This is a genomic window from Elioraea rosea (genome assembly GCF_007644105.1).
Lineage (GTDB): Bacteria > Pseudomonadota > Alphaproteobacteria > Acetobacterales > Acetobacteraceae > Elioraea_A > Elioraea_A rosea.
Genome location: NZ_VFAC01000038.1, coordinates 16151 through 37624, shown reverse-complemented (window position 1 = coordinate 37624; position 21474 = coordinate 16151). Strand labels below are relative to the sequence as shown.

Here is a 21474-nt window from a genome sequence, read left to right as displayed (position 1 = left end):
CCGGCGTCGGGGTCGGCTGGGGCGGAGGAGGAACCGGGTTCGGCGTCGCGCCGGGAGGATTGAAGACGTCGTAGATGTCGGGGATGGTGATGCCGTAGGCGGGGTTCTTGATGTACGAGGCCTCGTCGGTCAGAGGAGGGTTCAGTGCAAGAAATGAACGGTAGACCTCGGCGATCCCGGGGTCGCCGGTCAGGTCGTGGAGTCCGGCGAGGGTAGCAAGGGCCAAGCGGCCATACTCGTTGGCGCTGGTTTCCCATTTGGTTCCCAGAGTGAGCGACCATCCTCTGGAAATCATCTCGGTGCCGATCTCCTCCCAAGTCTTGTAGGGGACGCGAGTGATCGGATCTGCATTTGAAAAGCTGTAGGCGATACCGTCCTTGGGAGAGAGGCCTTCGTCGCCTGCGGTGAACCGTCCGACGAGGAAGTTCGACATCCAGTCGAGGACGGCTTTGGCCTCCTCGTTGCCTCGGTTGGCGGAGATGATGGCAACGCCGGCGAAGTAGTCCTGCTGCCACGGCGCCAAGCCGCCTGCCGCGCCGTAGGCGCCCGGGATGTACCCGTGCGCTTCGCCCTGCGTGGTCGTCCATTCCGGGAGCTTCGAGACGAGCCAGTCCCAGTTCTTCTGGATCACCTCCTCGAAATAGACTTTTTCCGCGCTGCCCTCGGGGCTGAGCCAGGCAGCGTTTTCGACCTGCCGTAGGTTCCAAGCAGAGCCGCGTACCTGGCCCCCGTTCGTCACGATACCCTCGCCTCCAAGGCGCGAGATCGGATAGGTGCCCATGATCGCCGCCGAGGCCTGGGCCTGGAGGTTGTCCAGCATCCAGCGCTCGCCCGTCAGCAGATACGGCACCGTCGACAGGTCGGGCTGATGCGCCACATCTGGTGTCCAGCCAGTGTCGGTGGGACGCTGCTGCGTCAGCCCGCCTGAGTTCGCATCCCCGGGTTTCCCCGTTCCGCCGCGCGGGTCGGTCCACAGTTTTGGGTAATTGTCCGTGTTGAGCCAGGTGCCGTTGGCATTGTCCCAGAAGTTCCACGGCACCGCACCGGCCGCCTCCGCCTGACCCAACGCGTACTCCGCCGCACGCGCGTCGCCCGACAGAAGCCAGTTCACATTGTGCTCGGTCGTGAACCCAAGATCAGGACGACCACCCGTACCGGGCATGTACTGGTACACGCCGTTCGCCGCCAGCGGATCGCCCCACCCCTCCGCCGCGATTGCTGTGCCGTACTTTGCCAACGTCGTCTGCGACACCGGGATGGAGAGATCGTAGTTCGCGATCGCCCCCGTCTCCTTCAGGTACGCCACGTCGTGCCGGATGTTCAGCCAGCCCGCCGACGCATCGCCGAGCCCCTGCCCGCCATGCGCCTCACTCGTCGCAAAGCTCGCGTTCCAGTTCTGGTACTGCGCCTGGCTGACGCTTTCCGACAGGACCACCTTGCCGTCGAGCGTGGCCTTGGCGGTGTAGTCGACGCGGCCGCCCGTGGCCCCCATCGCACCGTCGTTCCGGAACAGGGCATCGACCGAGATCTGCCCGTCCTTGTAGGCGGTGACGTCGAAGGCCGCGCGCATCGAGCCGGGGAGGTCGACCTCGACCCGCGCCTCGGTGGCGAGCGCCCCCTTCTGCCAGACGGAGGCGTCGCCCTTGTCGAGCGCCTTCCTCAGCGCATCGAGCACATCGATGGTGATCTTTGGTTGCCCAACAGGCGCCAACTCCACCACGAAACTATGCTTCGCAGACACGGACGCCAGATCCACCACGCCGTGCCCAGACGGCGCTGGTGCTCTCTCCAACACCACTTCAACACTCGACCCCGCTGTCAATGGGGGGCGTTCAAACGACAGCACCGCCATGTTGACCGAGCCGTCAGGATGCGTCGTCTTCACATCCACTTGGACCGGCACCATGGCCGAGCCGATCCGGGCGACCAACCCAGACCCGGCAGGCAAATCCCCCGCTTGAAATATCTGGCCGACGCTTGTTACACCGCCGGACAGTGCTCCAGCACCAGAATTCTGAACGACAAGACTAACGACGCTCGGGGGCAGTGCCTCCACCATGGGGACCTCCGTATTGGGACGGCGATCCCCAGAGCGTGCGATAGTAATTTTAACAAAATCCTTAATAATACTAACAAAGAGTAATCTTTTGAATTAAAAAACAGTAATATACACCATAAACATAATACGTAATCGTTCTAAACTGCGAATGACCTTATCTTTTCTTAAAGAGAGAGCGTCTCAGCATAGTCCGGCCGTCGAAACAATGTCGCTTGAAGAAGACAAACAGGCAGTCGGCTCAGCCGAACACGAGGTCGCCCTCTGCGAGCTTCGTCACCCCGGCGAGGAACACGGTGTCGCCGAGATTGCCGTAGGCGACCAGCGTTCCCGAGACGCCGCCGACCGTCGTCGCCGCCGCCCGTACCGCTTCCGCCGCGATCCCCTCAAAGAACAGCCTGTCGGTTCCGGAGACGAAGTCGGAGATCCGGTCATTGCCATCGCCGCGGCCGAGGATGAACGTGTCCTCCCCCCCGCCGCCTGTCATGGCGTCGCTGCCGGCCCGGCCGCGGAGGATGTCGTCCCCCGCCCCACCGCGAAGCGTGTTGGCCCCCGCATCGCCCTCGAGGAGCTTTGCGAAGACCGGCTCGGGGAGGGAGGCCGGGGCGGCGAGCGAGAAGCTCTTCGTTCCCGTGGTCGCAAGCGTCGTGCTGATGCCGAGATCGGCGCCGTTCAGCGTCACGCCCAGGAGGAGGAGGTTGCGGTCCGCCCCCGCCCTGCCGCCCCAGGCATCGTTGAGGAAGCTCACCGAGAGGGTCGATGCGTCGTCCCAGTCGCCCTTCAGCGTAATCGTGTCGGGCACGGCCGCATCGCGCAGCGCCGAGGCAGTGAGCGTCCCGCCGAACTTCTTGCCGTCCACCGAGAGCGTGTACTGCGCCGGGCCCTGCCAGAAATCCTGCGCGACCTTCAGCACCAGCGTATCGGGGCCGGAGCCGAAGCTCTGCTCCTTCGCGCCGGCCGCCTTGGCGATCGAGAATCGCTCCGCGCCCGTGGTGGCAAGGCTGGCCTTGGCCCCGGGCACCTCGACGCCGTTCATCGACACGCCGGTGACGTAGAGGTTCCTGTCGGTCGCGGAGGAACCGCCCCAGGCGTCGTTGAGGAAGCGGACCTCGACGGTGTTGGTGGCGCCGAACTGGCCCTTCAGCGTCAGCGTGTCCGACAGCCCGCTCGACTTCAGCGCCGAGGCGGTCAGCGTGCCGCCGAATGCCTTGCCGTTGACGAAGACCTGGTACTGGGCGCTGCCCTGCCACTGGTCCTGCGCGATATTCAGCACCAGCGTATCCGGGCCGGAGCCGATCGTGGTCGAGCGCGGGGCGAAGGCCGAGGATGCTGCCGCCGAGGCACTGGCAGCGGTGGTGGCAGAAGCGGTGGCAGCGGCAGTTGTGGTGGCCGAAGCGGTGGTGGCTTCCCCGCTGGTGAAGACGAGATCGCCCTTCGCCAGGCGGCCCGCGCCCTGCAGGAACACGCTATCTCCCGCCGTGCCGTAGGTGATCAGAAGCCCCGAGATGTCCTGCCTGACGGTCGCACGGACGAGAAGCGAGGCGGGATCGACACCGTCGAACAGGATGCGGTCCTGCCCCAAGGTGAAGTCGGTGATCAGATCTGCCCCTGCACCAGTGGCGAGGATGAAGGTATCCGCCCCGCCCTCGCCGGTGAGCTCATCGGCGCCGCCGCGGCCGATCAGAATATCGCCCCCCGCGCCGCCGGAGAGCGTATCGCCCCTGCTGCTGCCCTCGAGGAGCTTGGCCGAGACAGGCTTCGGCACGCCCGCAGGCGTCTCTGGCACTGGCGCCGGCTCAGGCGCGGGAGCGGGGGGCGGAACCGGCGTCGGGGTCGGCTGGGGCGGAGGAGGAACCGGGTTCGGCGTCGCGCCGGGAGGATTGAAGACGTCGTAGATGTCGGGGATGGTGATGCCGTAGGTGGGGTTCTTGATGTACGAGGCCTCGTCGGTCAGAGGAGGGTTCAGTGCAAGAAATGAACGGTAGACCTCGGCGATCCCGGGGTCGCCGGTCAGGTCGTGGAGTCCGGCGAGGGTAGCAAGGGCCAAGCGGCCATACTCGTTGGCGCTGGTTTCCCATTTGGTTCCCAGAGTGAGCGACCATCCTCTGGAAATCATCTCGGTGCCGATCTCCTCCCAAGTCTTGTAGGGGACGCGAGTGATCGGATCTGCATTTGAAAAGCTGTAGGCGATACCGTCCTTGGGAGAGAGGCCTTCGTCGCCTGCGGTGAACCGTCCGACGAGGAAGTTCGACATCCAGTCGAGGACGGCTTTGGCCTCCTCGTTGCCTCGGTTGGCGGAGATGATGGCAACGCCGGCGAAGTAGTCCTGCTGCCACGGCGCCAAGCCGCCTGCCTCGCGGTATTCGCCCGGGATGTACCCGTGCGCTTCGCCCTGCGTGGTCGTCCATTCCGGGAGCTTCGAGACGAGCCAGTCCCAGTTCTTCTGGATCACCTCCTCGAAATAGACTTTTTCCGCGCTGCCCTCGGGGCTGAGCCAGGCAGCGTTTTCGACCTGCCGTAGGTTCCAAGCAGAGCCGCGTACCTGGCCCCCGTTCGTCACGATACCCTCGCCTCCAAGGCGCGAGATCGGATAGGTGCCCATGATCGCCGCCGAGGCCTGGGCCTGGAGGTTGTCCAGCATCCAGCGCTCGCCCGTCAGCAGATACGGCACCGTCGACAGGTCGGGCTGATGCGCCACATCTGGTGTCCAGCCAGTGTCGGTGGGACGCTGCTGCGTCAGCCCGCCTGAGTTCGCATCCCCGGGTTTCCCCGTTCCGCCGCGCGGGTCGGTCCACAGTTTTGGGTAATTGTCCGTGTTGAGCCAGGTGCCGTTGGCATTGTCCCAGAAGTTCCACGGCACCGCACCGGCCGCCTCCGCCTGACCCAACGCGTACTCCGCCGCACGCGCGTCGCCCGACAGAAGCCAGTTCACATTGTGCTCGGTCGTGAACCCAAGATCAGGACGACCACCCGTACCGGGCATGTACTGGTACACGCCGTTCGCCGCCAGCGGATCGCCCCACCCCTCCGCCGCGATTGCTGTGCCGTACTTTGCCAACGTCGTCTGCGACACCGGGATGGAGAGATCGTAGTTCGCGATCGCCCCCGTCTCCTTCAGGTACGCCACGTCGTGCCGGATGTTCAGCCAGCCCGCCGACGCATCGCCGAGCCCCTGCCCGCCATGCGCCTCACTCGTCGCAAAGCTCGCGTTCCAGTTCTGGTACTGCGCCTGGCTGACGCTTTCCGACAGGACCACCTTGCCGTCGAGCGTGGCCTTGGCGGTGTAGTCGACGCGGCCGCCCGTGGCCCCCATCGCACCGTCGTTCCGGAACAGGGCATCGACCGAGATCTGCCCGTCCTTGTAGGCGGTGACGTCGAAGGCCGCGCGCATCGAGCCGGGGAGGTCGACCTCGACCCGCGCCTCGGTGGCGAGCGCCCCCTTCTGCCAGACGGAGGCGTCGCCCTTGTCGAGCGCCTTCCTCAGCGCATCGAGCACATCGATGCGGGTCGCCTTGCCCTGGTCGGGCACGATCTCGACGACGAGGCTGTGCTGGGAGGAGATGGCGGCGAGATCGACGGGCTTCTGGGCGGCCGGGGCCTGGGCCTTGGTCAGCGCCACCTCGACGGAGGTTCCGGCCGCAAGCGTGGGGCGCTCGAAGGACAGCACCGCCATCTTGATCGAGCCGTCGGCGTGGCTGGTCTTGGCATCGACCTGCACGGGCACCGACGCATTGCCGATGCGGGCGACGAGCGCCTGGCCGGCGGACAGGTCACCCTGCTTGAACACCTGGCCAAGCGTCGTGACGCCGGCTGCCAGGGTGGAAACCCCTGCATTCTGCAGGATGATCGAGGTGGGCATTCTCACACTCCCAGTTGTATCGAAGACGTTCGGATTTCGAGGCAGACCTTTCGCAGCGAGACAGAAGCGTGGCAAAAGTGTGTTATCTCTATTTTGAGATGCTTCGACACAAGAGGATTGAGCCGGGACAAGCGCGGCAGTTCGAATGCAGTCAGTGTGTCAGCCTCGGGTCAGGTCCGGCCGCGGACGCGGCCGGCGGGTGGGGGACAGGCAGGCGTATGCACGCCTTAGGTGAGCCCTAGCAGAAGATTTACCCGCTGGCGCCCGCGACTCTGCCGTCTGGGCGTTCACACCATCGTCAGCAGCGGGCCGATGGCGCAACTCCGCGCCGGCCGGGACGTTTGAATTGGCCCCGCCGATCCGCCCTCAACCGCCGCGCGGAAACAGCGTCGCCTCGACGAGGGCGCAGATCGCGTGGCCGAGCGCCTCGTGGCCTTCCTGGATTCGCGGTGTGGCGGCAGAGGGAACGCGCAGCAGGATGTCGCAGAGAGGCGGCATGTCCCCGCCGCCTTCGCCGGTGAAGCCGACCGTGACCATGCCCTTCTCGCGCGCCGCCTTCAGGGCGGCGATGACGTTGGGCGAGCGGCCAGAGGTCGACAGCGCGAACAGCACGTCGCCCTTGGTGCCGAGTGCCTCGACCTGGCGGGAGAACAGCCGCTCATAGCCGTAGTCGTTGCCGATCGCTGTCATGATCGAGCTGTCGGTCGTCAGCGCGATCGCGGGCAGGCCGGGGCGGTCGTAGAGGAAGCGCGACACGAGCTCGCCCGCCCAGTGCTGCGCGTCCGCCGCGCTGCCGCCGTTGCCGCAGATCAGGAGCTTGTTGCCTGTTCGAATCGCTGCAACCAGGATTTCGGCTGCTGCCGCCGTGTCAGCGCAGAGCCGCTCATCGTTCGCCATCCGCTCAAACAGCGCGGCGGCCGCGCGTACGCTTTCAACGATGAATCGTGCGCCAGCCATTTGCAAGGAGACCCGTGACTCTTCGACAGCACTCTAAACACTGCGCTCCATAGCGGCCCAGGCGTGCACCGTTAACCCCTCTGTTTTTCCATCGCCCTTTCTCTGCCTGCTGGGGGAGGCGTCGATACGACGAGCAAACCCGACGCCTGGGCTCGGTCGCGCAGGGATTTCAGCGAGGACGGCGCCCAGGCCCCGCCGCCGCGCGGCGGGACGACGCCGAGACGCACCAGTTCCTCGCCGAGCGCGGCAAGGCTCAACCCGGGCCTGCCACGCAGCACGGCGGCGGCCATCTCCACGGCCCGCCTCCCCTCCCCTCCCCCGCGGCGGCGGCGCGCGGCAGGGGAGAGCAGGACGGGGTCGAGAAGCCCTTCGGCGGCGAAGCGGCAGGCAAGACGCTTCAGCCGCTCGGGCGTGAAGGGGCGCGCGCCGCGCGGCAGGGCGGCGTTCACCGCCAGAGCGACCTCCGCCCACGGCATGGCAGGCCGCAGGCGCCGCACCGTGCCGATCCACGCCTCGGCATCGGGGATGGCGCGGGCGAGCGCTGCCGCCCGCCTTCCCTCGGCAAGGCGCGCGATCGCCTCCGCCTCCCGGGCGCGGAGCCGCGGATTGCCGCCCACCCGCCCCGCCGCCCGGGCGGCGGCGAGCCCGGCAAGGGTGCGCTCGCGGATCAGCGCCCGTTCGAACTCCGCCACCGCGCCGAGGATCTGCAGGACCAGCGTGCCGGAGGGCCCGGCCGTGTCGATCGGGTCGCCGAGCGAGCGGAACCCCACCCCCTTCCCCCGGAGGGTCCCGATCACCTCGAGAAGATGGGCGAGAGAGCGGGCAAGGCGGTCGATCCGCGCCACCACGAGCGTATCGCCGGGGCGGAGCCGGCCAAGCAGCGCGGCAAGCGCCGGCCTCGCCCGTGTCGCGCCGGAGCCGGTTTCCTCGACGATCTCGGCGCAGCCGGCGGCCGCGAGCGCGGCACGCTGGGCGGCGAGGTCCTGCCCGCCTGTGGAGACCCGCGCGTAGCCGATCAGCCTGTTCATTCGTGAAGAGTGAGCAAAAAACGATCGTTTGAACAGCATGCTGTTTCTGAAACCTTCGCCTCTCGCGTCGCAGGGAATTGTCTTGTTTCCTGAAATACGGAAATACGGTTTTCCGGCTTGCCGCGAATCGCGCTTGCCGTGTTCATTGTTTCCCGGATTTCCGTAAAGCCCTGGAGGGCGCATGGCCATCATCACCTTCGCCCAGGTCAAGGGCGGCAGCGGCAAGACCACGCTCGCCAAGTGCACCGTCGCCGAGCTGGTGGCGCGCGGCAGTTCCGTCGCCGCCCTCGACCTCGACCCGAACCGCCCGCTGGGGCGATTCTTCGCCTCGATCCCCGAGCTCGCCTCCGTCGAGGTGGCCGCGCCCGACCAGCAGCACCGCGTCTCCACCCTGGTGCGCGAGCTCGCCTCCCGCGCCGACACGGTGGTGATCGACCTGATGGGCGCGGCGACGAACGACACGCAGGTGGCGATGGCGCTCTCCGATCTCGTCGTCGTTCCGTCGCAGATGAGCGAGGAGGATTTCCGCGGCGGCATCGAGACCTGGCGCCAGGTCGAGGAAGCGGAGGCGATCGCGCGGCGGCGGATCGCGCGCGCGGTGCTGATGGTGCGCACTGCCTCGGGCGCCGTGCGCCCGCGCGTCGAGGCCTTCCTGCGCGAAGCCTATCGGAAGGAAGGCGCGCATGTTCTCACCGCCGCCTTCGGCGACCGCACGGTCTGGAAGGAGATGAGCTACGCGGGCTGGGTTCCGCCGCTGCACGAGCGAGGCGGCAACGCGGCGGAGAACTTCGCCGCGATCTTCGACGAGCTGATGGCGCTGCTCGAGACGGCGTCGGCCGACACGGCCGCGGCGTGAGGGAGACCGTCCGATGACCCAGCGCCGCCCCGGCCTGCAACTTCCTCCTGCCGCTTCCCTGCCCGCTCCCGCACGCACGCCGCGCACGGCGCCGGACGACCCGCGCTTCGGGCTCGCAGAGAGCCTCGAGCACCCCGATGCCGTGCGCGAGGCGGTCGCCTCGGGGCGCGTGCGCGCGATCAATGCCGAGACGGGGGCCGAGCTGATCGCTGCGAAGGCCGAGGCGCGCAGCCCCTCGCGGCGGACGGCGCCCGAGGTGGCGCTCTCGACCAAGGTGCCCGACTACGTTCTGCGCCAGCTCCGCCGCCGCTACGCCGAGAGCGGCATCACCATCCGCAACCAAGTGCTGTTCGCGCTCCGCCTAGCCGGGGTCGAGGTGCGCGACGACGACCTGCTCGACGAGCGCAAGCGCGGCAAGGGCTAGGATAATTTCGGGAAACAGTAGACACCGGAAAGCCCGAAAGACGGCGATGGATGGAAATCATACCCCCGATTTCAGGAAAGCGGGGAGTGACGTCGCCAGGAAGAAGCCCAGGAAGAGGCTGGGAGAAGCCGGGCGATCGCGGGAAAACACGGGACGGCGGGGGAGACCCGAGTCGACAGGGGAGTGGACTCTACTGACGCCCCTGTCCCCTTCCTGGCCGCGTCGGTTATCCACAACGGAGGCGAGATATCCCGAGGACTCTGCTGACGGGTACAGTGGACCCTGCTGACGCGACTCGCGGTTATCCAGGGGACTTTACTGACGAGTCTAATAACCAACCCCAAATACCTTCCCAATAGCCCCGTCAGTAAAGTCCACCATTGCGCTTTCGGGGCATCCGGGCGTCATCTGTCGGCCCATGGGCGAGGTTCATCGGCTGATCCACGAACATGGCGTCGAAGGAGCAAAGGCGCTCGCGACGACGAAAAACGAGCGGCTGGCGATCGAGGCCGCAGCCGCCCTGCTCGGCGAAGACGAAAGCAGGCTCGGCATCACCCATGCCGGCTTTGCGATGACCTCGCTCCCCCACAAGCGCATCGAGGAAACGCTCTGGCGCAGGGAAGGGCACCGCACGACCCTTCTCGTGGAGTCCGGCCGCGACAGGCGGGGCAACCTGGTCGGTGTGCCCTACGGTTCCTTCGCGCGGCTGATCCTTCTCTACCTTCAGACGGAGGCGGTCCGCACCGGGTCGCCGGAAGTCGAGCTCGGCCGGTCGATGAAAGGCTGGATGGGGCGGATGTCGCTCACCACAGGCGGCCGCACCTATCAGCTGGTGACCGAGCAGGCACGACGCATCTCGGCCTGCAGGCTGACCTTCTTCACCGAGAGGAACGGCGGCGAGGCGCGCCACAACGGCGCCTTCGTGCAGGACGCGATCTCGTTTGCCGGCGTCATCGACAACGACCAGCCCTCGCTCTGGCAGGACAAGGTGAGGCTCGATGACGGGTTCTGGCGGTCGCTGAAGGAGCACCCCGTGCCGGTGCGCGAGGAGGCGATCCGCGCGATCAGCACCCGAAGCCTCGCGATCGATGTCTATATCTGGCTCGCCTACCGGCTGCATTCGCTGGCAAAGCCCACCGTGGTGAGCTGGGCGGCGATCCACGGCCAGTTCGGCGCGGGCTTCAAGCTCGTCCGCCAGATCAAGCCGACCTTCCTCGAGGCGCTCAAGCTCGCCCTTGCGGTCTACCCCGAAGCGCATGTCGAGCCGGACCAGAACGGCATCACCCTCTACCCGTCGAGCCCGGCGGTGCCGCGGCAGGAGGCCCGCCGCCTCGGCCTGGGATAGAGGGGGCCGGGGAGGGGACTCTACTGACGCCCCCCACGATTGAGGGATCACCCGTCGCGAAGCCGATACAGGACCAGGCCCGCCCATTCGCGGATCATGAACCAACTCTCAGCGAGGTGGTCCGGGCGGGGAATCCAATCAGTTACGCGCCCGTCTGGGTTGCGGCTAATGCGCGTCGGAAAGGGAAAAACGACCAGACCAGTTCTGCCGAAAGCTTCGACACTTCGAGGCATATGCCAACCATGGGTTACAATATAAGCTGCGGAGATACCCTCACGGCCCAACAGCGCGGCACTGTTGCGGGCGTTCTCTGCGGTGTCTCGGGCCGCGGTCTCGACCCAACGAGGGATGATCCCGAACACCTCCTTCAGTGTCCCCGCCATGACTTCAGCGATTGGAGGCGCGTCTGCAGACAGCGGGCCTCCCGTGATCAGCACTGGAAGGCCTGCACGGCGGGCGAGGCGGGCGCCAGCCTCCAGTCGCTCAAGCGAGAGCGGTCCAGGGACGATGCCGCCATCAGCAAGCGGTGCTGCCTCGGCCGCAAGGATGACAATTGCTCTCGGGTCGCTGCCGGATGGGATCGCCCCGACCACATGCCGTTCGAGACTGGTACGCAGCTTACCCGCGACGAAGGGGGTCGCAAGGAGCAGAACACCTACCATGCTGGCCATGACGAGTAGCGTGACGCACCACCGTCGACGCATCAGCAGAGGCGCGGCCAAGGCGACCAGTACGAACAGCAGCGGCGGCAGCAGCAGGGCGGCTGCAAGAGATTGCAGCGACACGGAGGACTCCCTTCGGAGGCGGGCCAGGAAGGCCCGCATGCAGCATGGGGCGGCGCAGGATAGGGCAGGGTGAGAGACGAGGCGTCACTGGATATCCGGCTTTCGGTGTTTCCCGAAAAGGCCAGCCTTGCAGCACGCTGGCGCAAGCTCGAGGAAGCCGTTCCGGACCTCTCGTTTTTCCAGTCCTGGACGTGGATGGGGTGCCTGTTCGAGGAACGCTTCCCCGCCCCGGTGGTGATCGAGGCGGCCCGCGCCGGCGAGACGGTTGGGCTTGCGCTGTTCAACCGCCGCGGCCGTACCCTCCATCTCGGCGCCAGTGGCGCCCCCCTGCTGGATGCGCCGTTCATCGAGCACAACGCGCCTCTCGTCGCCGCCGCCGGGGCAGAGCGGGACCGTATCCTCGCTCTCCTGTTCGCTGCTGCCTGGGCCGAGACTGGAGCACGGCATCTCGTGCTCAGCGGCGTGCCGCCCGCCCTCGTTTCCAGGGCCGGGGGGCATCTCCTGCGCCTTCAGGAACGGGCTGCGCCTTGGGTCGACCTCGCCGCGATCCGCCGCGAGGAAGGGGGGTACCGCGCACGACTGAGCAGCAACACGCGCTACCAGGTCACCCGCTCGATCCGGCGCTACGAGCGCCGCGGGCCCCTCACCCTCGAGCATGCCATAAGCCCAACCACGCTCGAGGCTTGGCTTACCGCGCTGATGGATCTCCATGGCGAGACGTGGCGGCGGCGCGGCAAGCCGGGCGCCTTCGCCGGGCCCTTCGCGCGCCGTTTCCATGCCGCCCTTACGGCCAAGGCCCTGGCACGGGGGGAACTCGACCTGCTCCGGCTGTCGGCAGGCGGCGATGTGGTGGGATACCTCTACAATCTCCGCCTCCGCGGGCGTGTCTCGGCCTATCAGAGCGGGCTGGTGGCGGCCGCGGAGGGTGGCCACGAGAAGCCGGGCCTGACGCTGCACGTGTTGGCGATCGAGCGCAGCCTGGCCGGGGGAGACGTGGCCTATGACTTCCTCGCCGGCGATGACCGCTACAAGCGGAGCCTGGCGACGGAGAGTGCCGACCTCGCCTGGGCCGATCTTGCCGCCCCTGGCGCCCTCGGCTGGGCGCAGGCCGGCGCGGCAGGCCTTGCGCGGCGCCTTCGCGCCCGGCTCGGCACCCGCCTCAGCAGCGCCCGAGCAGCAGGCAGCGAAGGTCGATGACCGCGGCAAGGCCCGCGAGCAGCACCATCAGGCCAAGCACGAGCAGGCTGATCCGGTCGCGCAGGGCGAACACCAGCGGGTCGTCGTCGATCACGCCGCGGCGGGCGCCCACCCACATCCGGCTCAGCCAGTAGAGCAGCAGCGGGCACCAGAGCCAGAAGATCTCGGGCGTGTGGTAGAGCGCGCGCACGTTGGGGCTGTCGATGTAGAGGGCGAGCACGAACACGGCCGAGAACCCGCTCGCCGCGCCGAGGCTGATGAGCGTGTCGGTGTCCTCGGCCCGGTAGCCGCGGGTCCTGACTGTGGCGCCCCGCTCGGCGGCGTCGCGGGCGAGGTCGATCAGCTCCGAGTAGCGTTTCAGCATCGCGAGGCTCAGGAAGAAGAACATCGAGAGCGAGAGCAGCCAGAACGAAGGTGCGATCAGGGTGGCGATGGCACCGGCGAGGATGCGGTGGGTGTAGAGCCCGGCCAGCACGAAGACGTCGATCAGCACCTTCTGCTTGAGCCAGAGCGAGTAGCCGAACGTCAGGCAGAGGTAGAACAGCACCCAGAGCGCGAGTGCGGCCGAGACGGCGGCGGCGATCGCAAGGCCCGCGGCCAGGAGCCCGCCCACAAGCAGCGGCCCGTGCGGCACGGCGAGCGCGCCTGAGGCGAGGGGGCGGCGGCGCTTACGGGGATGCGCCCGGTCGGCCTGCAGGTCGAGCAGGTCGTTCGCCACGTAGCCGGCCGAGGCGACGAACCCCATGGCGAGGAAGGCGGCCGTCGCCTCGAGTAGCAGGGGAAGCTCGGTGAAGCGGTGCGCCGCGACGAGGGGGACGAAGACGAGCACGTTCTTCGCCCATTGGTGCGGCCGCATCGCCTTCAGCACCGCGCGGAGCGAGAACCCGGCGACGGCGATGTGCTCGACCTCGCGGGCCTCGGCCCTCGCGCGGGAGATGATCGCAGCACCGTCGGGCGCGACGACGACCGCCCGCCGCGCCACCGCCCAGACCGCCAGGTCGTGACTGTCGTTGCCGGCATAGTCGAAACCGTGGAGTCCGAACCGCGCGACCAGGGCATCGGCCTTGGAGCGGCCGCGCAGGTTGTGGCCGGCCTCGGTCGCGAGCACGCTCTCGAACAGGCCGAGCTCGGCGGCAACCGCGTCGGCCACGGCGCGGTCGGCGGCGGTGGCGAGCACGATCCGCCGGCCCGCGGCATGTTCCCGCTTCAGCCAGTCGATCACCGGGGCGTGGTAGAGCAGCACGAGGCCGCGCGGGTCGATCGCCTCGGCGAGCCGCCGCTTCAGTCCCGCCTTGCCTTCCAGCAGCCAGAGCGGGACGAGCAGCAGCGCCAGCGGCCGCCGCCTGAGGCAGGCGAAGAACAGCTCATAGAGCGTGTCGCCCTGGACGAGCGTGCCGTCGAGATCGACCGCCAGGGGAGGGGCCGGAGCAGGGGATGGGGCGTCGTGCATCGGATCGGCTGCGTCAGGGGGCCTGGAATGCGCGGAGGCGAAGGATATCCAGCATCATCGGCTTACAGAGGATGAAAACGTAAGCCTTTTCCAGTATCTCCCCGCCCATGACGGATGCCGAAACCCCGCCCGCTCCATGGTACGCGACACATAATATTTTCGCTGTTCTGGTGATCGCTCTCGCCGTCGTGGCGCTCTATGCGACATCCCCGCTGCACGGCGCGTTCTGGTGGAGCGATGCGCCGCGGCATGGGCTGAACGGCATCTTCCTCAAGGACGCGCTGACGGAGCTCCCGGTCGGCGACCCCAAGGGCTTCGCCTTCGCTTGGTACGCGCAGTACCCGGCGCTGACGATCCTGTTCTATCCACCGCTCTTCTACGTCACCTCCGCGCCTGCCTTCCTGCTGTTCGGCGAGAGCCACGCGGTGGCGCAAGGGATGGTGGCGCTGCATCTACTCGGGCTCGGCGTCGGCATGTACGCGCTCGCACTCGCCTGGCTGCCGCCGCTCGGGGCGCTCGCGGCTGCGCTCGTGCTGCTCGGCCTGCCCGAGATCGCGCTCTGGGGCCGGCAGGTGATGCTCGAGATCCCCGCCCTCTGCTGGCTCGTCTGGGCGGCCGTGTTCGCGGTGCGGCATGGGAGGACAGCCGGCACGGCGTCGCTATTCCTCGCCGCCGCCGTCCTGCTCGCCGCACTCTACACCAAGGTGAGCATGATCTTCGCCATCCCCGCGCTGGCGCTGCTGCTGCTCCGCGCCCGCGGCTTCGGCATGCTGGCGGAGCGTCGGGTCTGGCTCGCGGCCCTGCTGTTCCTCGCGGGGCTCGCCCCGCTCGTGCTGCTCACGCTGCAGTTCGGCCAAGCGAATGTGCAGTCCGTCGTCGAGATCGTCGACACCGCAGCCTCGCGGAAAACGCTGGAGGGCTGGGTCTGGTACGCCCGCGCGCTGCCGGGGATGCTGGGCTGGCTGCCGCTCGCGCTCGCCGGCCTGGGCCTCGTCGCGAGCCTTCTCGGCAGGGCTGGGGCGTGGCGGCGGGGCGAGCGGACGATGCTCGTGCTCTGGGTCGTCGTCTCCTACCTCGCCCTCTCCTTCATCGAGCTGAAGGAGGCCCGGCACGGGGTGATCCTGCTCGTCCCGATCGCCGCCTGGATCGCCTGCGGCCTTGTCTGGCTCGCCGGGCTCGCGGGGAGGGCGCAGGGCCCGGCGCTTGCCGCCGGCGCCGGTGCCGCGCTCGTCGCGCTCACGGTGGCGACGGAGGCGGTCCCGCGCGTCGACGGCTACGAGGAGGCGGCCCGGCGGGTCGCGGCGCTCGCCCCGCCCGATTCGACCGTGCTGTTCTCCGGCAAGCGTGACGGCAGCTTCGTCTTCAGCATGCGCACCGTCTCCGGCCGGCCCGACCTCTATACGGCGCGGGCCGACAAGCTGCTGCTGACCGTCGCGGTGCGGCGCGAGCTCGGCGTCGGGCAGCGGGAGGATACGGAGGAGGAGATCCTGGAGCGTATCCGTGACCTCGGCGTGTCGGTGGTGGTGGCGCAGCGGGATTTCTGGACCGATCTCGCGGCGATGGCGCGGCTGCAGCACGTGCTCGACGGCCCCGGCTTCGAGGAGATCGGCCGCATCCCGGTGGTGGCGAACGTGCCGACCGAGGACAGGGAACTGCGCCTCTACCGGATCCGCGGCGAGGTGAAGCCCCGCCCGCCGAGCTTCACGATCGACCTGCCGATCATCGGCCGCCGGATCGAGGGAGAGGCTAGACCCTGACCGCGATTAGCTGCGCGCGAAGGCTCAAGGGGTCGGTCGCGATGCCGCCGAGTTCATGGAAGAAGTAGTCAAGGAACCGGTCGATCGTAGCGAGCAGCGTGTCGAGATCGGCCGGCGACCGCGTGTAGGGCGTGCCCCCCAGCATGAAGGAGGGGCTGTGCATCGAGAGGGTGAACACCATCCGCCCGTCCGCGACCTGGGCATCCACGAGGCGACGCATTTCCTCGAACGCGACGCCTTCGGGCGTGAGCATGATCCGCTCGAGCAGGTGCAGCCGAGCGAGCAGGCCGGGCAGTCTGAGCCGTGAGGACAGGGGACCGAAGATCCGCCGGCCCGCGCCGCTCTCGCGGACGAAGCGCAGCGGCCCGACGAGGGACTGACTCACCGGCAGGTAGAGCACGCGCCGTTCCGCGCCAACCCGGTCGGGGCCGAGCCAGAAGGGCTGGTCGGGGAAACCGAAGAAGTTCGGCCCGCCGCCGAGGCCCGAGAAGTCGCGGAACGGCATCACGGAGGTGTCGACCGTGTAGCCAAGCGCGAGCAGCATCTCCTCGCGGCGGATGTCGAGCCCGTAGCGGCCAGCCTTGTAGATGCGCGGGGCGACGCCGAGCGTGGTCGTGATCGCCTCCGTCAACGTCGCAAGCTTGCGGCGCTCGAGGTCCGGCTCGAGGTTGCAGGGGAACGAGTTGTAGGGGCAGACCACCTCCTCGTAGGGCGGCGTCACCCAGGGGTGGAGCTGCGCGCCGACGAGGCACTCCCCGGCCGCGAGCCAGGGGCCGAACACCTCCGCCGCGCGCGGGTCGGCCACGATCGGATGATCGACCAGGTAGGCGGGCGTGAGCCCGTAGCGGCGGAAGATCTTATGCCCCTTGTGCAGGTGTGCGAGGCCGTTGACGCCCCGGTTGCGGCGCGAGAACGGGGCCGACCAGTCGAATTCCTCCTCGGTGTCGAGCACGACGCCGAGCAACGGGCGGTCGAACCCCCGCGTCGGGGCGAGTTCGAAGGGCAAGCCGGCGCTCATGCGGGCTTCTGCAGCCGTGCCTTGACGCGCTCCTTGACGGTGCGGACTAGCGGGGCGGTCAGCACGATCTGGCGCAGGCTGTCGAACGGCCGGTAGCCGAGCAGCACCGCCCGGGCGAGATGCGAGACGCTCGTGAGGTACTGGCCCGGCACGCCGTCGAGGCTCTTGCCGATCTGGCTGTGCAGCATCCCGATCGCCCGCATCCGAGTGCGCAGCGAGAGCGTGTCGGAGAAGGCGACGATGTGGCGGCGGATCATCGGCAGCGTGTCCTCGAGCACGAGCGTCGCGTGCCGGGCCATGAAGCTGCCGGGAGAGGTGCGGATGACGACCTGCTTCTCCTGTACGAGCCCGACCCGGCCGTTGCTCGCGAGCCGGATCCAGAGGTCGCGGTCCTCGCCCACGCGGAGTCTGGTGTCGAAGGGCGCGATGCCGAGGTCGAGGCGGCGCGCCATCGCGCAGGGGGTGGCGACGTAGCAGTTCCAGAACAAGAGCTTCCAGCCGTCATCCAGCCGGTCTGGCAGGTTCTCGTAGAGGGGGCGGATCAGCGCGCCGTTGATGTCGACCCAGTCGGCCTGGCAGCCGCAGAGGGTCATCGCCGGGTCGGCGTCCATCAGCGCGACCTGGCGGGCGAGCTTCTCGGGCAGCCACTCGTCGTCGGCGTCGAGGAAGGCGACGTACTCGCCCTGTGCCAGGGCGACGCCGCGGTTGCGTGCGGCAGCCGGCCCGCCGTTGACAGCTTGCCGCACCACTGTGTGGACGAGTCCGTGCTCGGCGAGCAGCCGGCGCGCCACGGTCTCTGTGTCGTCGGGGCTCGCGTCGTCGACGACGATCACCTCGAAATCCTTGAAGGTCTGCCGCGCCACCGAGCCGATCGCGATGTCGAGCAGGTCCGCCGCCCTGTAGGCGGGGATGACGACGCTGACCTTCAGCGCCGAGCCGGGGGCGTTTTCGGGGGTTGCTTCGCCCGGATGACGGGTGCCCTCCATTAGCCCGCCGCGAGGACCAGGATTCCCCCGATGATCAGCGCCCCGCCGAGGGCGCGCGTCACCGAGACGACCTCACCAAACACTAGATAGCCGAGCCCCATCGTCACCACGATGCCGAGGCTCACGAAGGGGTAGGCGAGCGAGACGTCGATGCGCGACAGCACGAACAGCCAGATCAGCATGCCAAACCCGTAGAGGGCGAGGCCCGCCAGCACGAGTGGCTCGGTGCCGACAGCTAGCGCGATCGGCCCCGGCGCGCCGGCGGCGAGCGCGTCCGTCACGGCGGGCCGGGTCATACCGGCCTTGAGCGCGATCTGGGCGAGCGCCGAGAGCAGCACGCTCGCGACGATCGCTGCGAGGACGGGAAGCGGCATCGCGGCCCTACGCAACCATCGCCTCGGGGCGGGATCTGCCCTCGTCCTGGTCCTCGCGGGCATGCAGGAACCCCTCGATCATCAGCAGCGTCCAGAGCGGCTGGGCATGGTCGAGCCGGCCCGACGCGTGTTCGTCGATCATCCGCGCCAGCGCCTCGCGGTCGAACCAGCCGCTGTCGAGCAAAGCGGGGCCGAGCAGGCGCTCGCGCAGGACCGGTGCCTTCGCGCGGAGCTGGCCGGTCAGCGAGGTTGCGAAGCCTGTCTTCTTCCGCGTCATCAGCTCGGCCGGCAGGAGCGTGGCGGCGGCATCGCGCAGCACCGCCTTGCCCTGGGCACCGCGGATCTTGAGCGCGGCCGGCAGCGCCATGCCCCAGGAGACGAGGGCCGGGTCGAGCAAGGGCGGCCGCACCTCGAGCGAGACGGCCATGGAGGTGCGGTCGGTCTTGACCAGAATGTCGCCCGGAAGCCAGGTCGCGACATCGGCGTACTGGGCCTGCAGGAGCGGGTCGCCCGGGTCGCATTCCGCCATCAGCGCGGGGAAGCGGGCGGAGGGGTCGTGCCCGTCCAGCGCGGCTCGGAGAGAGGAGGAGAGCAGGGCGCGGCGCCGGTCGTCGGTGCAGCGCACCAGCGTGTTGTAGTAGCCGAGCGCGCTGTCGAGGCTGATCTCGGTCAGCGTCGTCTTGGCGCGGAGCCATTTCGGCGCCCGGTCGAGCTTGGGGTAGGCCCGGGCGAGGCGGCCGATCACGTGCCGCCGCGCGCGGGCGGGGATCTTCCGCCGCACCGCCTCGGCGAGCAGGTGCCAGCGATAGCGGCGGTAGCCGGCGAACACCTCGTCGCCGCCGTCGCCGGAGAGCGCCACGGTGGCGTGGCGCCGGGCGAGCCGGCAGACGGAGAGGCTCGGCACCGAGGAATGGTCCGCGAAGGGCTCGCCGAAGAGCCGCGCCTGGTCGCGGGCGGCGGCGACGTAGTCGGTCTCGTCCGCCTCGGCGTGGTGCAGCGTGCCGTAGCGCGAGGCGACCAGGGCGGCGGCCTCCCGCTCGTCATCCTCGCCGGGAAAGCCGATGGTGAAGGTCGCGAGCCGCTCCTGCCCGGCTTCCTGGCGGGCAAGCGAGGCAAGGGCGGTGATCGTGCCGGAATCGATGCCCCCCGAGAGGAAGGCGCCGAGCGGCACGTCCGACATCAGCCGCGCCCGCGTCGCCTCCTTCAGCATCGTGGCGAGGAGGGCGGGCGCATCGGCCGGAGCCGCCGCGGCATGGGTTGGCGGGGCCCAGTACCGCCGCGGCTCGGGGCGTGCGGCGTCGCCGCGGCGGAGAAGCAGGGCATGGCCTGGCCTGAGGCGGCGGACCTTGGCGTAGATCGTGGCCGGATCGGGGATGTAGCCGAGCGCCAGCACGTCCTCGACCGCGGTGGGGTCGAGCACGCGGGGAAGGGAGGGGAGGGTAAGCAGGGCGGCAAGCTCCGAGGCGAAGGCGAGCCGCCCATCCGGCAGCCAGGCGAGATGCATCGGCTTCTCGCCGAGCGGGTCGCGGGCGATCAGGAGTTCGCCCTTGGTGCGGTCCCAGAGGGCGAAGGCGAACATGCCGGTGAGCCGCTCGACCACGCCCGGTCCCCACTGCCGCCAGCCATGCAGGATGGCCTCCGTGTCGGAGCGGGTACGGAACCGGTGCCCCGCCTTCTCGAGCTCGGCGCGCAGGGCGAGGTGGTTGTAGATCTCGCCGTTGAAGGTGATGGTGACCGCGCCGTCCTCCGTCGCCATGGGCTGGACGCCGCCCTCGAGGTCGACGATGGCGAGCCGCCTGTGGCCGAACCCGACATGCGGTTCCACGTGAAACCCGTCGCCGTCCGGGCCGCGATGGCGGATCGCCTCGGCCATGCGCCGCAGCGCCGCCTCCTCCGGAAGGCTCGGGTCGAGCGGATGGAACAGGCCGACGACGCCACACATGACACACCACTCCCGAGCCGGACGCCGGAGACGGCGCCCTGCCACTGCATACGCTCCAAGCCTGGATAAAGCCTAAGCCTGGCCAGGCGCTCGCGGCAAAAAGCCACAATCGTGCGCAACCTACGCGAGCGTGATTAGCAAATCCTTCACCACTGGATAGAATCATCAGCAAAGACAAGACAGGGGAGCACTGTCGATGCCGCCGGCCCGCCACCCTCATGCCCATCGGGCACGCCCGGTTCCGTCCGTGGCGATCGCTGATGCTCCGGCATGGCCGGCGCAGGGCCCGGCGCATGCGGCCGACGCCACCCTCGAGTCTCGCGACAGGCTTTCCTGGCCCACCGCAATCGCCGTCACCGCCACCCTCTCCATCGTCCTGTGGCTCGGCATCGCCTGGGCGGTCAACGCCGCCCTGGGTTGAACAACCTGGGTTGAGTCACCTGGGCTGAATGGCCGGCGTTGCCGATGTATTCAGCCGGCCGAGAGGCCCGGCCGCCCCTCCCTGATCCACCCGATCACCGACGCGAGTCCCGTCTCGAGCGAGGTGGGCTCTCCCAGCCCGAGCAGCGCGCGCGCCTTTGCCGGCGAGCCGACAGAGTGGCGGATCTCGCCACTGCGCGGCGGCAGGTGGCGCGGCTCGGCCGCCGCCCCGGTGACGCCGGCGAGCGCGGCGATCGCGCCGGCGAGGTCGCGCACGGAGGTCGCCCGGCCGGTGCAGAGGTTCACCACCGGTGCTTCGGTGCTTGCCGCGCCGAGGCCCGCGAGCAGGCCGGCGACGACGTCGCCCACGGCGATGAAGTCCCGCGTCTGCCCGCCATCGCCGTAGATGCCGACGGGCTCTCCCGCGACCAGCCTGTCGCAGAAGATCGAGATCACCCCCGAATAGGGCGAGCGCGGGTCCTGCCGCGGCCCGAACACGTTGAAGAAGCGAAGCCCCAGCGTGGGGATGCCGTGCACGTGGCCGGCGACGCGGGCGTGCTGCTCGCAGCCGAGCTTGTCCGCGCCGTAGGCCGAGAGGGGGGCCTTCGGCGCATCCTCCTCGATCGGCAGCTTCTCCTGCTCGCCATAGACGGCGGCCGAGGAGGCATAGACCACCGGCACCCCGCCCGCTTCTCGGGCAGCGTCGAATACCGTGATGGTACCGGAGAGGTTCACCCGGTGCGTCGCCTGCCACTCCTTCACCCCCCGCTCGACCGAGGCGATCGCGGCGAGGTGGACGCAGGCCTCCGCACCGTCGAAGGCGGCGCGAACGACGGCGGGGTCTGTGATGTTGCCGGTGACGAGCTCGGCCCCGGGGGCGAGGTTGGCGCGGCTTCCGGTGGAGAGGTCATCGAGCACGCGCACCCTGTCGCCGCGGGCGATCAGTGCCGCCGAGAGATGGGAGCCGATGAAGCCGCAGCCGCCGGTGACGAGGATGAGGGGCATGGTCGTTATGCCTGG

At 68.7% G+C, this 21474-nt stretch carries 16 protein-coding genes and 1 pseudogene; 6 read left to right on the top strand and 11 right to left on the bottom strand.

From position 1 onward, the window contains the following. The 4 genes and pseudogenes from FIF60_RS17880 to FIF60_RS17865 all read right to left on the bottom strand — a co-directional run. Window positions 1-2059 (bottom strand): annotated as a pseudogene (locus FIF60_RS17880) (hypothetical protein); the annotation flags it as partial. A 238-nt stretch (window positions 2060-2297) separates the two neighbouring features. Continuing rightward, window positions 2298-5915 (bottom strand): carbohydrate-binding domain-containing protein, encoded by a 3618-nt coding sequence (locus FIF60_RS17875; RefSeq protein WP_144299651.1) that lies wholly within the window; start codon window positions 5913-5915, stop codon window positions 2298-2300. Between the two features lie 366 nt (window positions 5916-6281). After that, on the bottom strand, window positions 6282-6872 hold the full coding sequence (locus FIF60_RS17870; RefSeq protein WP_204251241.1) for a D-sedoheptulose 7-phosphate isomerase: 591 nt from the start codon (window positions 6870-6872) through the stop codon (window positions 6282-6284). A 71-nt stretch (window positions 6873-6943) separates the two neighbouring features. Then, a complete protein-coding gene (locus tag FIF60_RS17865; RefSeq protein WP_144299650.1) occupies window positions 6944-7900 on the bottom strand; it encodes a recombinase family protein in 957 nt (318 codons plus the stop codon). Between the two features lie 181 nt (window positions 7901-8081). On the opposite strand from FIF60_RS17865, the gene FIF60_RS17860 reads away from it, so the two are divergent. From FIF60_RS17860 to FIF60_RS17850, 3 genes are all read left to right on the top strand, one after another. After that, complete coding sequence (locus tag FIF60_RS17860; RefSeq protein ID WP_144299649.1) at window positions 8082-8756, top strand: ParA family protein; 675 nt, start codon at window positions 8082-8084, stop codon at window positions 8754-8756. A gap of 13 nt (window positions 8757-8769) precedes the next feature. Continuing rightward, the gene (locus FIF60_RS17855) at window positions 8770-9180 is read left to right on the top strand and encodes a hypothetical protein (protein WP_144299648.1); all 411 of its coding nucleotides are present in this window, start codon (window positions 8770-8772) and stop codon (window positions 9178-9180) included. Window positions 9181-9598: 418 nt separating this feature from the next. Continuing rightward, a complete protein-coding gene (locus FIF60_RS17850; protein ID WP_144299647.1) occupies window positions 9599-10525 on the top strand; it encodes a replication protein RepA in 927 nt (308 codons plus the stop codon). Window positions 10526-10572: 47 nt separating this feature from the next. Here FIF60_RS17850 and FIF60_RS17845 read toward each other — a convergent pair whose 3' ends face one another. Beyond that, window positions 10573-11310 carry a YdcF family protein gene (locus FIF60_RS17845; RefSeq protein WP_158639284.1) on the bottom strand — a complete coding sequence of 246 codons (738 nt, stop codon included), beginning with the start codon at window positions 11308-11310 and terminating at the stop codon, window positions 10573-10575. Between the two features lie 69 nt (window positions 11311-11379). Between FIF60_RS17845 and FIF60_RS17840 the strand changes: the two genes are divergently transcribed. Beyond that, complete coding sequence (locus FIF60_RS17840; protein WP_144299645.1) at window positions 11380-12507, top strand: GNAT family N-acetyltransferase; 1128 nt, start codon at window positions 11380-11382, stop codon at window positions 12505-12507. Here FIF60_RS17840 and FIF60_RS17835 read toward each other — a convergent pair. Then, on the bottom strand, window positions 12470-13957 hold the full coding sequence (locus FIF60_RS17835) for a UbiA family prenyltransferase (RefSeq protein WP_144299644.1): 1488 nt from the start codon (window positions 13955-13957) through the stop codon (window positions 12470-12472). The genes FIF60_RS17840 and FIF60_RS17835 overlap by 38 nt on opposite strands. 107 nt (window positions 13958-14064) lie before the next feature. Between FIF60_RS17835 and FIF60_RS17830 the strand changes: the two genes are divergently transcribed. Next, entirely contained in the window at window positions 14065-15714 is a 1650-nt protein-coding gene (locus FIF60_RS17830) for a glycosyltransferase family 39 protein (RefSeq protein WP_144299643.1), read from the top strand. On the opposite strand, the gene FIF60_RS17825 is transcribed toward FIF60_RS17830, so the two are convergent. Genes FIF60_RS17825 through asnB form a run of 4 tightly spaced genes read right to left on the bottom strand, consistent with a single transcriptional unit; the run spans window position 15704 to window position 20034 of the window. Then, window positions 15704-16732, bottom strand: a complete 1029-nt coding sequence (locus tag FIF60_RS17825) for a polysaccharide deacetylase family protein (RefSeq protein WP_144299642.1) — start codon at window positions 16730-16732, stop codon at window positions 15704-15706. The two genes, FIF60_RS17830 and FIF60_RS17825, sit on opposite strands and share 11 nt — an antisense overlap. Beyond that, window positions 16729-17718 carry a glycosyltransferase family 2 protein gene (locus FIF60_RS17820; protein ID WP_144299641.1) on the bottom strand — a complete coding sequence of 330 codons (990 nt, stop codon included), beginning with the start codon at window positions 17716-17718 and terminating at the stop codon, window positions 16729-16731. Before FIF60_RS17820 ends, FIF60_RS17825 begins: the two co-directional genes overlap by 4 nt. Then, window positions 17718-18092: a DMT family transporter gene (locus tag FIF60_RS17815; RefSeq protein WP_144299640.1), complete on the bottom strand. Its 375-nt coding sequence runs from the start codon at window positions 18090-18092 to the stop codon at window positions 17718-17720. The genes FIF60_RS17820 and FIF60_RS17815 overlap by 1 nt, the downstream gene beginning before the upstream one ends. Before the next feature lie 7 nt (window positions 18093-18099). Beyond that, window positions 18100-20034: an asparagine synthase (glutamine-hydrolyzing) gene (gene asnB, locus FIF60_RS17810; RefSeq protein ID WP_144299639.1), complete on the bottom strand. Its 1935-nt coding sequence runs from the start codon at window positions 20032-20034 to the stop codon at window positions 18100-18102. A gap of 247 nt (window positions 20035-20281) precedes the next feature. On the opposite strand from asnB, the gene FIF60_RS21735 reads away from it, so the two are divergent. After that, complete coding sequence (locus FIF60_RS21735; RefSeq protein WP_158639283.1) at window positions 20282-20455, top strand: hypothetical protein; 174 nt, start codon at window positions 20282-20284, stop codon at window positions 20453-20455. Window positions 20456-20505: 50 nt separating this feature from the next. Here the strand turns inward: FIF60_RS21735 and FIF60_RS17805 are convergent, their stop codons facing one another. Continuing rightward, window positions 20506-21459 (bottom strand): NAD-dependent epimerase/dehydratase family protein, encoded by a 954-nt coding sequence (locus FIF60_RS17805; RefSeq protein WP_144299638.1) that lies wholly within the window; start codon window positions 21457-21459, stop codon window positions 20506-20508. Window positions 21460-21474 lie beyond the last annotated feature (15 nt).